Origin of the sequence: Litoreibacter sp. (genome assembly GCF_039974535.1) — a bacterium.
Lineage (GTDB): Bacteria > Pseudomonadota > Alphaproteobacteria > Rhodobacterales > Rhodobacteraceae > Litoreibacter.
The window spans coordinates 246,869-260,156 of sequence record NZ_JBDWIU010000010.1 but is presented as its reverse complement, the minus strand read 5'-3'; the positions used below and the strand labels follow the sequence as shown (position 1 = coordinate 260,156).

Below are 13,288 nucleotides of genomic sequence, written 5' to 3'. Positions count from 1 at the left end.
CGAGCATCGCCGCCCCAGTTTCAGTTATTTAGTAATCAGGCCGATTTGCTTCATGAAATCGATGTGGCTGCTAACCAAGGACCCAGCTTCTGGTGTCTTTGCGCCCCATTCTTCCCACTTGCCGCGAGAGAATGTACGGAAAGCTTCACGCTGCTCGGCATTCCAGTTGTACAGCGTCACGCCACTTGCTTTCGCTTTTTCAGCAGCAACACCCATTTCAACCTGGTGGCTGAGGGTCTCGCGGAAGGCCATTTTCTCCATGGCAACTTCAAAGATCGCTTGGATGTCTGCTGGCAGACCGTCCCAAACTTCTTTGTTGATCGCAAGGTGGTCCGCAGGCATCGAGTGGAAGCCAGGGTATGTTGCGTGCTTGGCAATGTCATAGAGACCAATCTCAGTGTTGGTCGCGATGTTTGAAGCATCTGCGCCGTCAATGATTTTAGTCTCTAAAGCCGTAAACACCTCACCGAAGTCCATAACGATCGGGCTTGCACCCAATTCCGCGAAGATTTCAGTTTGGATGCCTGGAGGGGAGCGGAACTTCCAGTCTTTGAAGTCTTCTACGCCAGCCAACGGGCTTGTAGATGACAGCGATTCCTGACCAGAAATCCACCAACCAACAACATGCATGCCGTGCTTGTGGTACAGAGGCTGAGCCGCTTCAAGGCCGCCACCGTAGTAGAACCACGAGTACATTTCCCAAGGTGTGTCGTAACCACCAAGGATATCACCAACGAACTGGAACGCTGGGTCTTTACCTGTTTGGTAAGCAGCACCAGTCATATCGCCGTCAAGAATGCCATTCACGGCGGCGTCAAATGTTTCCGTCGCCTTCACCAATGAGGCTGAATAGAACATTTCAATGTCCACGCGTCCGCCGGACATGCGTTCAACATCGTCCACCAGGCTTTGAACGTTTTTGCCTTTCAGCGATTCGGCACTGAAGTGAGTTTGAATGCTGATGTCGAACTCAGCAGCACTGGCGCCCGCGGCGCCGATCATCGTTGCAAGCAACGATCCCGTCAGGTTTTTAGTAAGAGTCATTTGGTCCTCCCAAGGTTGCGTCGTGATGCCGATTAAAGGTTTCCTCCCGACATCATCTGTTGTATGTTGTATGATGAATCTACTAAAAGCAACTAACAAAAATATTCACCGCTAGCTGAAGGCATCGTGTAACTACTTGAGGAGAGGTACGATAACACCGGAGGAGTCTGAAAATGGTTGATTCAAAGGGTCTTGCTTTGGGCATGCGTCCGAAGCTTGGCGAACGAGTTGCGGATCAATTGCGCGAACGCATTCAGAAGGGCGACTTTGCGCCGGGCGCACAGCTGCCAACGGAAAGCGCGCTGGTCGAACAGTTCGGAGTGAGCCGCACGGTAATTCGCGAGGCTATCTCGTCTTTGCGCGTTGATGGTCTTGTAAAGGCGCATCAAGGGCGTGGCGTTTTCGTCTGCGAAGACATCAGCCAACAACCCTTCCGACTTTGCAGCAAGCACCTGAACGAGAAAGACCACATTGAGCAAGCCATGGAGCTTCGTATGTGCATGGAGGTCTCCAACGTAGAGCTTGCCGCGTCGCGTAGGACCGAGGCCGACATTAAGGATATGTACGCGGCCCTAGACAAGCAGCACGCCGCACATCTTGCGGGCGAGTTGGGCCAGATCGAAGACTTTCAATTTCATCTGGCCGTTGCTGCTGCGACAAAGAACTCGTACATCGCTGATTTCTTACGCTTCTTAGGGCCGTTCATTATCCCCGCAAACGCAATGCAGCACATGGATCAACAAAAACTTCCGGCCTACCAAGAGAGCTTACGCCAAGAGCATTTGGTCATCGTCGAGGCGATCAAAGAGGGCAACGCCAACGCTGCGGGAGACGGAATGCGCGCTCATCTGCGGCGTGGCCTTCAAATCAACTCAGGGGAACGCAACGTTTGATCTGCGAAGAAAAGCCCAAATGCTAAACAACCGACTTAGGGAAACAGAATGCTGACTATTGAACGTCTCGATATTGCCGACGCAAACGCGCTGATAGATGGCGCACGCGCTAAAGCAAACGAAATCGGCATACCGATGTGTATCGCCATTACCGACGAAAGCGGCAATTTGATCGCATTTGAACGTATGAACGGCGGCAAAGTTACCAGCATCAATCTGGCTATCGACAAAAGCTATACGGCTGTGGGCGTCAAAAAAGGCACCCACGTCCTAGGGGAAGTCAGCCACCCCGGCGAGCCGGCATATGGCCTGTCGTCAACTCTGGGCGGCCGCATGGTCGTGGTCGCTGGCGGCCTTCCGGTGCTGTTCAACGGTGAAGTTGTCGGCGGTATCGGCGTCAGCTCAGGCTCCCCCGCACAAGACCGCGAAGTCGCCGAAGCTGGCGTGCGCGCGTTCTCTGAAAATCAATCCTAAAACAAGAACTCAAGGAATCTAAAAATGGAAAAACCTGTCATTGGCTTTATCGGCCTCGGCCTTATGGGCGGCAACATGGCTGAATGCCTGCAAAAGAATGGCTACGAGCTGAACGTCATCGACCGCAGCCCCGAAGCGGTTGCAGCGACCACTGCACGCGGCGCAACTGAAGCTGGTTCCGCCAAAGAACTGGCCGAAAAGAGCGACATCGTCATGCTTTGCCTGACGACATCTGACGTTGTTGAAAGCCTGATCTACGGCGACGAAGGCATCTTGGCCGGCATCAAAGAAGGCGCTGTTGTCATCGACTACGGCACGTCCATCCCTGCCTCCACACGCAAAATCGGCGCTGATTTGGCCGCAAAGGGCGCTGGCATGATCGACGCACCTCTTGGTCGCACACCAGCCCACGCGAAAGACGGCCTGCTGAACATCATGGCCGCTGGCGACTTGGAGACATTCGAGAAGGTGAAGCCTGTTCTTGAAGTTCAAGGCGAGAACGTTTTCCACCTCGGCGCACTTGGCGCTGGCCACGTCACCAAGCTGATCAACAACTTCATGGGCATGACAACTGCTTGCACCATGAGCCAAGCTTTCGCCGTTGCAGAGCGCGCAGGCGTTGATCGCCAGCAGCTGTTCGACATCATGTCCGCTGGTCCGTCCAACTCGCCATTCATGCAGTTCTGCAAGAACTACGCTGTGGACGGCGTTAGCGATTTGGGCTTCTCCATCGCCAACGCGAATAAGGACGTGGGCTACTTCTTGCAGATGGTTGAAGACATGGGCACCCGTGCGCCAATCGCTGAGGGTACATCTGCGAACCTTCAGGCCGCGTTCGACGCGGGTATGGGCAATGGCAACGTGCCAGAAATCTTCGACTACTTCTTGAAGCTACAGAAGTAATTTACGGCTCAGACGAACGAAGGTGCCGCTCCGGTCGCGAGCGGCGCCTTCACCTAAATGCGGTGTGGAACACGGGCCGCGAAGAAAACAAAGTTGCGGTTCCCCAAACCCGCAACCGACATCACCCTTGTTTGGCGGCTTCGCGGGCTTTACATGGCTAGCATGAAACGTTTTATCCCCTTTTTGAAGTCGCCCCCTGTGATCAACGTCGTCTCCATGAGTGGCGTGATCGCCGCAGGTGGTCGTGGTGGCAATCTCAATGACGCGGGCCTCGCGTCCATGCTCCACAAAGCCTTCCATAAAGGGAAGCCTGCCGCAGTTGCGTTGCAATTGAACTCACCAGGCGGATCTCCGGTACAAAGCTCATTGATCGGTGCCCGCATTCGGCGCTTATCCGAGGAAACCCAGGTTCCCGTATTCGCATTCGTCGAGGACGTAGCAGCATCCGGAGGCTACTGGTTGGCCGCGAGTGCGGACCACATCTATGTCGACGAAAGCTCGGTCGTGGGCTCTATCGGTGTAATTTCCGCCAGCTTTGGCTTTCACGAGTTAATGCAACGCCAAGGGGTGGAGCGGCGGGTACACACCGCCGGCAAAGACAAGTCCATGTTGGACCCCTTCCGCCCAGAGCGCCCCGCAGACATCAAGCGGTTGAAGTCGCTACAGGCACAAATCCATGACACGTTCATCGCCCATGTGAAGACGCGCCGCGCTGATAAACTATCCGAAGATGGTGACCTATTCACCGGTGAAATTTGGGTGGGCGAAAAAGCTATCGAGGTCGGGTTGGCAGACGAGGTCGGACATCTGGTGCCCGTGATGAAGGAACGCTTTGGTGACAAGGCTCGTTTTAATTCATTTGGCCCCAAACGATCACTATTCCAACGCTTCGGCGCACGAGTACTGACCGACACGATGGACCAGCTTGATGAGAAAGCGCTTTGGGCGCAATTCGGACTTTGATGCGATGATTTTCAAAATCATCACCCTATTTCTGGCTGGCATGGCAATCCTCGCCATGTTCGGGAAGCTGAAGTTTCCAAAGATAGGGCCAAAGCTGGGCGCGAAGGCTGCGCATAAATGCGCGAAATGCGGAAGTTATAAGATCGGCAAAGGCCCCTGTCCTTGCCGCAAAAAGGGCTCATAAATGTTTGAACTTCTGGGGGCCCTTGGCGGGCTGATTATCCTGCTTGTGGCAGGTGACGCGCTTGTGCGAGGCGCAGTGAACCTATCGCTTCGTCTTGGCATCCCCGCATTGATTGTCAGTCTGACCATTGTGGCCTTCGGGACCTCCGCACCTGAACTACTGATCGCGGTGCAATCCGTCTTGGGCGGTGTGCCGGGTTTAGCGCTTGGCAATGTCGTGGGATCGAACACGGCTAATGTTTTACTCGTGCTGGGAATCCCAGCCTTGTTCTTTGGTCTGCCAACGAGCGAGTCCCAAACCCAAAAAAGCTACATGCAGATGATCGCGGCAACGCTGCTGTTCATCGCAGTTTGTTTCTTTGGCCCCATCACATGGGTTCATGCCCTAGTCTTGCTCGGCGGCATGTCCCTGATCCTGACTGACCAATTCCGTGAAGCCCTTAGTGGTCGCATCAAGAACGACGAGGAAGAGCCTGAAGGCGCGGACCCGTCAATGGCCGGATGGAAGATCGGAGCCTATCTGCTTGCGGGTCTGATTGGCCTCCCATTGGGCGCGAGCCTGTTGGTGGATAACGCCAGCGCTATTGCGACGCGTATGGGCGTATCGGAAACCGTCATCGGCCTGACTTTGGTCGCCGTCGGAACTTCCCTGCCCGAACTGGCGACAACTGTCGTAGCTGCCATGCGCAAACATGCCGATGTGGCATTGGGCAACGTCATCGGATCGAACCTGTTCAACTTGCTCGTCATCATCGGAGTAGCCGGTCTTGTGGGCCCCATCCCCGTCCCTGAGGCGTTCTTGCGCTTTGACTTGTGGGTTATGCTGGCATCATCTCTCGTCTTGATCCCAATTGTGTTCATGCGCAAAGATTTGGGGAAACGTTGGGGCGCAGCCTTATGTGCGCTATACGTGATCTACATTGTGATTGTGTTGGCGGCAGGAGTTTAACTTGATTAAAAGGCGAGCCCTCGTAACGGGAGCAGCGGATCGATTGGGGCGTGCCATGGCGCTGTCCCTTGCGGAGATGGGTTTCGATGTGGCCGTACATTATGGCTCCTCCAAAGATGCGGCTCTAGAAACGGTCGCATTGATCAACGCCAAAGGCTGCACCGCCGTAGCCGTGCAAGCAGACCTGCTCGATATGGACAAGGTCGAGGCGCTGATCCCCGAAGCAACCCAAGCCCTCGGTGGCCCCTTCAGTGTTCTGATAAACAACGCATCAATTTTTGAATATGACACGTTGACCTCCGCCACCCGCAAAAGCTGGGATCGGCACATGGGGTCGAACTTTCAGGCCCCCTTCTTGTTGACGCAAGCCTTTGCCGCCCAAGCGCCGGAAATCGGGCGGGACGAGAATGACGAACCCGTCGCACAGGCAGTGGTCATCAACATGATCGATCAACGTGTCAGGAAGCTTACACCTGAATTCATGACCTACACTTTGGCGAAGATGGGCTTGTGGGCGTTAACCCAAACTTCCGCTCAGGCGCTTGCGCCCGCTATTCGCGTCAATGCCATTGGGCCCGGCCCCACCATTCAGGGCATCCGACAGTCTGACGACCATTTTTCCCGCCAACGCGCGGCGACCATACTAGAGCGCGGATCAAACCCAGATGAAGTCACCGCCGCAATGGAATATCTAATCAAATCACCTGCGGTGACAGGGCAATTGTTATGCGTAGATGGTGGTCAACATTTGGGTTGGAAAACGGTGGATGTGATCGGAGTAGAAACTTAGAAAACCAGCGATTAACGAAGGATTGAGACTTGACTTGTCCCCTGCGGAGTTTCTCTTCACATACCCGTTATTAAAAGCTTAATGTTTTCAGTGCTTTGCGATCCTCCAATTAATTTATCGTTTTATAACAAAGGTTTGGATAAGTGCCTATTTTTTAGGCATTTAGCTTTTAGCCCCGAAAAATAACGATAATTTCTAGTTCACGGTATTTCCCCCACAAGGTTATCCACAAGAACAGTGGAAACCTTTTATCTTGCTACTCGTTGCGCGACATTGCAGAGGAGATAAGGAATCATACAGACGATATGACAGACACTATGCCGCCCTCAAAATCTGTTGAAGATGCATCCGCCAAACTGACGGGGCACGATTGTGTGCAATCCTATCTAAAGACTTTGGACAACTCGCCGGGCGTCTACCGGATGCTCGATGCGCAACAACGGGTTCTTTATGTCGGTAAAGCCCGTGCGCTGCGAAAGCGCGTGTCGAATTACGCCAACCCAAACGGCCACGTCCCACGGATATCGCGAATGATTTCCGAGACGGCATCGATGATGTTCCTGACCACTAAGACCGAAACCGAGGCATTGCTGCTCGAGCAAAACCTGATCAAACAGCTGAAGCCCAAGTTCAACGTATTGCTGCGCGACGACAAGAGCTTCCCGAATATCTTGGTGACGACGCAGCACAGCTTTCCCCAAATCAAGAAGCACCGTGGCGCCAAGCGAGAAAAGGGCAGCTACTACGGCCCCTTCGCTTCTGCCGGAGCGGTGAACCGAACGCTCAACCAATTGCAACGTGCCTTCTTACTGCGCAATTGCTCTGACAGTGACTTCGAGTCCCGCTCGCGCCCTTGCCTTCAGTATCAGATCAAACGTTGCGCCGCTCCTTGCGTTGGTAAAATCAACGATGACGATTACGGCAGATTGGTGAAGGACGCGCAGAACTTCCTGTCTGGCCGCTCCACCGACATGCAAGAACAGCTTGCCACGCAGATGCAGCAAGCCTCCGACGAGATGGAGTTCGAGCGAGCTGCCGCCCTGCGCGACCGCATCCGCGCATTGACCCAAGTGCAAACAGCCCAAGGTATCAATCCGCACACGGTGTCCGAGGCTGACATCATCGCGCTACATCTGGAGCATGGGCAAGCCTGCGTCCAGGTGTTCTTCATTCGCGCGAACCAAAACTGGGGGAACCGCGACTTCTATCCCAAGACCGCCAATGCAGCCGAGGCGGAGGTCTTGCAGGCCTTCATGGGCCAGTTCTACAGCGACAAAGAACCGCCACGCCAGATCATCCTGTCTCACGCGATTGAGGACCCCGACTTGATGGCCGATGCTTTGGGGCAGAAGATCGACCGCAAGGTTGAAATCTTGGTCCCCCAACGCGGCGAGAAACAAGAGTTGGTCACAGGTGCCATTCGCAACGCCCGTGAAAGCCTTGGCCGCAAAATGTCGGAAACCGCGACGCAGGCCAAATTGCTTCAAGGCGTGGCTGAGGCCTTCGGCCTTGAGGCCCCACCGAAACGGATCGAGGTTTACGACAACTCCCACATCCAAGGCACCAACGCGGTGGGCGGCATGATCGCCGCGGGGCCGGACGGGTTCATGCGCAGCCAGTACCGCAAGTTCAACATCAAGGGCGAAGACCTCGTGCCAGGGGATGACTTCGGCATGATGAAAGAGGTGCTGCAGCGCCGCTTCAAGCGCCTCAAGAAGGAAGACCCCGAACGGAAAACAGACATGTGGCCGGACCTGTTGTTGATTGACGGCGGGGCGGGACAGGTTTCCGCCGTGCGTCAAATCATGCGCGAAATGGACGTGGAAGACATCGCCATGGTCGGCGTGGCCAAGGGCGAGGACCGCGACGCTGGCAAAGAGGAATTCCACCGCACAGGCAAGCGTCCCTTCGCGCTGCGCCACAATGATCCGGTGCTCTATTTCGTGCAACGCATGCGCGACGAGGCGCACCGTTTTGCCATCGGCACCCACCGCGCCAAACGTGCCAAATCACAAATGAAGAACCCGCTGGATGAAGTCGAAGGCGTAGGCCCCAAGCGCAAAAAGGCGCTCTTGCTACACTTTGGGTCCGCCAAGGCGGTATCGCGCGCAAACTTGTCCGATTTGATGAGCGTCGATGGCGTGTCTGAAGCCATGGCGCAAACGATCTACGACCACTTTCACGAAAAGGGGTAAGGCCGTTCCGGTTGTGAACGAGAGCTAGTGCTCCCAGCCTTGAGCGTAGGCAAGAAGGTAAGCATAGGCCCCGATAGCGAGCAGCAGAATTACAACGACGATGACTATGATCGGTCTCCAACTGAAGTTGGGGCTGCGCCAATAGAAGTAGAACGCGGCTAAGATTGCAGGCAAGACGACGAGCCCAAAAGCGCCCGTGACGATCAAACCAAGACCGATGAAGACGATGATCAGCGAGATGATGACGTTCTTTGCGGGCATAATGGCCTCTTGGCGTTGTGATGCGTTCGTCATAGCGTAGAGGGCATGAGTGATCAAATAGCCTTAGGTGCCCGCATAGACAGCAAGCGCGACGACCTGATCGCGCTGACGCAAGACTTGGTTCGCATCCCGACACTTAACCCACCGGGCGAGAACTACCGCGAGATTTGCGAATATTTGCTTCAGCGTTTGGAGGCACGCGGCTTCACCTGTGAGCTGATCCGCGCCCACGACACCCCTGGCGATAGCGAAAAATATCCACGTTGGAACATCGTCGCGCGGTATGACGGAAAGAGGCAAGGCGACTGCGTTCATTTCAACAGCCACACCGACGTGGTCGAGGTCGGGGCTGGTTGGAGCACCGATCCGTTTGGCGGTGAGTTAAAAGACGGCAAAATCTACGGGCGCGGCACCTGCGACATGAAGGGCGGGTTGGCCGCGTCGATCATCGCGGTTGAGGCGTTTATTGAGCAGCATGCCGATTTTGCTGGCAGCATTGAGATCAGCGGCACGGCGGACGAGGAAACCGGCGGCTACGGCGGCGTGGCCTATTTGGCCGAGAAAGGGCACTACGCCCATGTCCAACATGTGATCATCCCCGAGCCTTTACAAAAAGACCGCATCTGTTTGGGGCATCGTGGCGTTTGGTGGGCGGAGATCGAAACTCATGGCGAGATTGCCCACGGGTCTATGCCCTTCCTCGGTGACTGCGCCGTGCGCCACATGGGCGCGGTGATGCATGAGATGGAGCAAAGCCTGTTCCCAGCGTTGGCCGATAAGAAGACCGAAATGCCAGTGGTGCCGATTGGCGCGCGGTCCTCGACGATGAACATCAACTCGCTCCACGGTGGGCAAGCGGAACCGGAGCCGGACTTCACCGGCCTTCCGTCCGCTTGTGTGCCAGACCACGCGAAGATGATCATCGACCGCCGCTACCTGATGGAAGAAAGCAAAGAAGAGGTCGAAGGCGAGGTCCGTGCGGTCCTCGACAAGGTCCAATCGGAGCGAGAAAATTTCAGCTACGACTTGAATGAGATTTGGTCGGTGGAACCCACGATGGCCAGCAAGGATGCCCCCGTTGTGACTTCGGTGGCCAAGGCGATTGGCGAGGTCTTGGGCAAGGAGGCAGAGTATGTCGTCTCTCCTGGCACCTATGACCAAAAGCACATTGACCGGATTGGCAAGTTGGAAAACTGCATCGCATACGGGCCGGGTTTGCTGGAACTCGCCCATAAGCCCGACGAATATGTGGGGGTTGATGACATGCTCGACAGCGCCAAGGTTATGGCGAATGTACTGGTCGACCTGTTAGACCCGCGCGACTAATTGAGATCCGCGAACTTGGCTTTCAGCAGGGCCTCGTCATACTCATCTTCAGCGGTGCTGTCATAGACCACGCCGCCCCCTACATTCATGCTTACGCTGCCGTCTTCGCCACACATAAGCGTGCGGATGGCCACGTTGAACTCCATCGCTCCATCGGGTGCGATCCAACCGATAGCACCGCAATAGCCGTCACGAGGGCCTGCTTCCAAATCGCGCAAAATCTCCATCGCGCGGATCTTCGGCGCACCGGTGATGGAGCCACATGGAAACAGCGCGCGAAACAACTCCGCAATGCTGGTGCCATCGTTGATTTGCGCTGTGATGCGGGACGTCATTTGGTGCAAGGTCGCGTAGCGCTCCACTTGGAACAACTCCGGCACGCGCACGCTGCCGATTTGCGAGATGCGGCTTAGGTCATTGCGCAACAAGTCGACGATCATCAGGTTCTCGGCGCGGTTCTTCTCGGATGTTGCCAACGCATCGCGCAAGGCGTCATCCTCGGCAGACGTGTGCCCGCGCGGGGCAGTTCCCTTCATGGGGCGGGCAGTTAGCTTTCCTTTAGCCGACAGTGAGAAGAACAATTCCGGCGACCGCGACAATAGCGCAGGGCCACCCAACTGGACCAATGCACCATAAGGCACGCTTTGGCGGGCGCATAGCGCTGCATACAATGCCTCGGGCGTCCCTGTTAACTGGGCTTGCATAGGGAAGGTCAGGTTGGCTTGATAGACGTCGCCTGCCTTGATGTATTCATGCACGACCTCAAAGGCACGGGCGTACCGATCGCGGCTCCACATCGGCAGGGGCGACGTCAATTCCGCCCGCCCCCCCTTTAAGGGTTCGACCGCAACGGGATCATCAAATACACCGAATTGCAGCAATGGAAGTTGACGCACCTCTGGCAGCAGGCCGACCAATTTGCGCGACATCAAATAACCTAGCTCATAGGACGCAAATCCCGCCAGCCAATGCCCCTGACCTTGCGCGTCCTGTAAGTCGACAAAGGCTTGAGGCACCTCGTCAGGCGACGTGGCCGTGATAACGCGACGCGCGTTCTTGAATGCGGTGCCGGTGCCAAGTGGCCCACGGTCAAAGCGCACCCTAGGCGCAGACATGGTCTTTAAAAGTCCGCAGCAATCCGCAATTCGCGCAAAGGGCGAACAACGGCGATGGAGTCTTGATACAACTGGTGCGCCTTGTAGGCCCGCAGGTCTTCGTCGCTTTCGAACTCTGCGTAGACCACCACATCAACCTCGCCCGATAGCGCGTCGACGTTTTTGTTTTCCGACACCTCGAAAGTCGAGGAATGCGGGATATCACGTAACAAGCTCAGGCCCTCACGAATGCGGGTCACATCGGCTTTGTCCTTTGCGCTGAAGAATACAACGTGTCGGATGAAAGATCGGTTTGCCAAGGTAAGTCCTCTTGTAGTCTAGGGCGCGGTCTTGCGGGGAGGTTTAGCAAAACTGAGCCCCTAGGGAAGGGCACAAAAGCGCCATTTGAAAGCAGCTTTCGGCTATTCCACAGCTATATTGTCGATGAGGCGGACACCAGCCAGCCACGCGGCGGCCAATAGTCGCGCTGGACGGGTTGGCGTATCCAGCTCCTCCAGCGTGTCACGGGCGCGTAAATCCATATATTCGACTTCCGTAAAACCTGCCCGTTCAATGCGGGCGGTGGCCTTGGCGCGCAGTTCGGTGATGTCACCGCCCGCAAGCAACCCGTCGGCCATGTCTTGCATCGCCGCGTTCAGCTCAGGTGCCCAGACGCGAGCGCGATCTGATAGCAACAGGTTCCGCGACGACATGGCAAGCCCGTCTTCCTCGCGAATGGTGGGGCATCCGACGACCTCAACCGGGATATCCAGATCACCGGCCAAGCGGGTCACCACCTGCAATTGCTGAAAGTCCTTCTCACCGAAGTAGGCGCGGTCAGCCTGCGTTTGTAAAAACAGCTTACTGACAACCGTCGCCACGCCGTCAAAATGGCCGGGGCGATGTGCACCACATAGTACATCCGTCAACCCACCCACAGATACATTGGTGGCAAAGCCCTCGGGATACATTGCCGGCCCATCAGGCACATAAACCACATCCACGTCAAACGGCTCCAGCTTTTGGGCGTCATCCTCTTCGGTGCGCGGATAGTTTTCGTAGTCCTCTGGGTTGTTGAACTGTTTGGGATTGATGAAGATCGTGACAATGACACGGTCGCAACCTTCCTTGGCGGCGCGAACAAGGCTCAGGTGGCCTTGATGAAGCGCGCCCATGGTTGGCACGACCCCCACGGTTTCGCCCCGTTGTTTCCAACCGGTCACCAGCTGGCGCAACTCGGCTAGCGAGCGAACAATAGCCGCGCTCATTTCGACGCCTTCGGTGCGTCTGCCGCGAATGTATGCTCTGACGCGGGAAAACTGCGCGCTTGGACTTCTTGCGCGTAGGCTTCAATCGCGCCACGGGCATCCTCGCCCAAATGAGCGAAGCGCTTAACGAACTTGGCCTTGAACGCGGTGAACAACCCGAGCATGTCGTCGACCACCAAGATTTGCCCGTCACAATTGACTGACGCCCCGATGCCAATCGTCGGGATCGCCACCTCTTGAGTGATTTGGTCAGCCAACACGGCTGGTACTTTTTCCAACACGACAGCAAAGGCGCCTGCCTCAGCGACAGCTTTTGCATCAGCGATCAGAGCAGCAGCTTCCTCGCCGCGCCCCTGCACCTTGTAGCCGCCAAGCGTGTTGATGGATTGCGGCGTCAGGCCGATATGCGCCATCACGGGAATGCCGCGTGACACAAGGAAATTAATCGTGTCCGCCATGCCAACGCCACCTTCCAGCTTTACGGCACCGGCGTTGGTCTCAGCCATCAAAATAGCTGCATTGCGAAATGCCTGCTCGGTGCTTTCCTCGTAGGAGCCAAATGGCATGTCCATCACCAGCATGGACGCGGACAGCCCACGTCGCACCGCCTTGCCATGCATGATCATCATGTCCATCGTGACACCCACGGTGGATGGCAAACCATGCAGCACCATGCCCACGGAATCCCCGACAAGGACGAAATCGCAGATGCCGTCCATCATTTCAGCCATCGGGGTGGTGTAGGCGGTCAGGCTGACCAAGGGTACCCCACCTTTGCGGGCAAGAATATCTTGCGGCATGGGGGCGGTTTTACGGGCGGTGGCGCTCATAGGAATGGTACCTTCTCGTAGCAAAGTTGTGCAGGGCCTATCAATTTGGCGGCTGTGATACCAGTGCGTCCGGACGCTTGCACTTGATTACATCACGATTCCGTTTCAGACTTGG

At 55.9% G+C, this 13,288-nt stretch carries 14 protein-coding genes; 8 read left to right on the top strand and 6 right to left on the bottom strand.

What is annotated here, in order from left to right:
• Nucleotides 1–24 precede the first annotated feature (24 nt).
• Complete coding sequence (locus ABJN86_RS08860; RefSeq protein ID WP_348366418.1) at nt 25–1,044, bottom strand: TRAP transporter substrate-binding protein; 1,020 nt, start codon at nt 1,042–1,044, stop codon at nt 25–27.
• Between the two features lie 173 nt (nt 1,045–1,217).
• Between ABJN86_RS08860 and ABJN86_RS08855 the strand changes: the two genes are divergently transcribed.
• From ABJN86_RS08855 to uvrC, 7 genes are all read left to right on the top strand, one after another.
• The gene (locus ABJN86_RS08855) at nt 1,218–1,937 is read left to right on the top strand and encodes a FadR/GntR family transcriptional regulator (RefSeq protein WP_348366416.1); all 720 of its coding nucleotides are present in this window, start codon (nt 1,218–1,220) and stop codon (nt 1,935–1,937) included.
• A 48-nt stretch (nt 1,938–1,985) separates the two neighbouring features.
• Nucleotides 1,986–2,411 carry a heme-binding protein gene (locus tag ABJN86_RS08850; protein WP_348366414.1) on the top strand — a complete coding sequence of 142 codons (426 nt, stop codon included), beginning with the start codon at nt 1,986–1,988 and terminating at the stop codon, nt 2,409–2,411.
• Nucleotides 2,412–2,435: 24 nt separating this feature from the next.
• Nucleotides 2,436–3,314, top strand: coding sequence for an NAD(P)-dependent oxidoreductase (locus tag ABJN86_RS08845; protein ID WP_348366413.1), 879 nt, complete (start codon nt 2,436–2,438; stop codon nt 3,312–3,314).
• A 162-nt stretch (nt 3,315–3,476) separates the two neighbouring features.
• On the top strand, nt 3,477–4,277 hold the full coding sequence (locus tag ABJN86_RS08840) for a S49 family peptidase (RefSeq protein WP_348366411.1): 801 nt from the start codon (nt 3,477–3,479) through the stop codon (nt 4,275–4,277).
• Nucleotides 4,278–4,461: 184 nt separating this feature from the next.
• Entirely contained in the window at nt 4,462–5,409 is a 948-nt protein-coding gene (locus tag ABJN86_RS08835; RefSeq protein WP_348366409.1) for a calcium/sodium antiporter, read from the top strand.
• A gap of 4 nt (nt 5,410–5,413) precedes the next feature.
• Nucleotides 5,414–6,199: an SDR family oxidoreductase gene (locus tag ABJN86_RS08830; RefSeq protein WP_348366924.1), complete on the top strand. Its 786-nt coding sequence runs from the start codon at nt 5,414–5,416 to the stop codon at nt 6,197–6,199.
• Nucleotides 6,200–6,504: 305 nt separating this feature from the next.
• A complete protein-coding gene (gene uvrC / locus ABJN86_RS08825) occupies nt 6,505–8,394 on the top strand; it encodes an excinuclease ABC subunit UvrC (protein ID WP_348366407.1) in 1,890 nt (629 codons plus the stop codon).
• A 24-nt stretch (nt 8,395–8,418) separates the two neighbouring features.
• On the opposite strand, the gene ABJN86_RS08820 is transcribed toward uvrC, so the two are convergent.
• A complete protein-coding gene (locus tag ABJN86_RS08820; protein ID WP_348366405.1) occupies nt 8,419–8,688 on the bottom strand; it encodes a hypothetical protein in 270 nt (89 codons plus the stop codon).
• A gap of 12 nt (nt 8,689–8,700) precedes the next feature.
• On the opposite strand from ABJN86_RS08820, the gene ABJN86_RS08815 reads away from it, so the two are divergent.
• The gene (locus ABJN86_RS08815) at nt 8,701–9,981 is read left to right on the top strand and encodes an acetylornithine deacetylase/succinyl-diaminopimelate desuccinylase family protein (RefSeq protein ID WP_348366404.1); all 1,281 of its coding nucleotides are present in this window, start codon (nt 8,701–8,703) and stop codon (nt 9,979–9,981) included.
• Here ABJN86_RS08815 and ABJN86_RS08810 read toward each other — a convergent pair.
• The 4 genes from ABJN86_RS08810 to panB all read right to left on the bottom strand — a co-directional run bounded on the left by ABJN86_RS08810 (nt 9,978) and on the right by panB (nt 13,173).
• Nucleotides 9,978–11,096: an aminodeoxychorismate synthase component I gene (locus ABJN86_RS08810; protein WP_348366402.1), complete on the bottom strand. Its 1,119-nt coding sequence runs from the start codon at nt 11,094–11,096 to the stop codon at nt 9,978–9,980. The genes ABJN86_RS08815 and ABJN86_RS08810 overlap by 4 nt on opposite strands.
• A gap of 5 nt (nt 11,097–11,101) precedes the next feature.
• A complete protein-coding gene (locus ABJN86_RS08805; protein ID WP_348366400.1) occupies nt 11,102–11,395 on the bottom strand; it encodes a Dabb family protein in 294 nt (97 codons plus the stop codon).
• Nucleotides 11,396–11,497: 102 nt separating this feature from the next.
• Nucleotides 11,498–12,343, bottom strand: a complete 846-nt coding sequence (panC, locus tag ABJN86_RS08800) for a pantoate--beta-alanine ligase (protein WP_348366398.1) — start codon at nt 12,341–12,343, stop codon at nt 11,498–11,500.
• Nucleotides 12,340–13,173, bottom strand: coding sequence for a 3-methyl-2-oxobutanoate hydroxymethyltransferase (panB, locus tag ABJN86_RS08795; protein ID WP_348366396.1), 834 nt, complete (start codon nt 13,171–13,173; stop codon nt 12,340–12,342). The genes panC and panB overlap by 4 nt, the downstream gene beginning before the upstream one ends.
• Between the last annotated feature and the right edge of the window lie 115 nt (nt 13,174–13,288).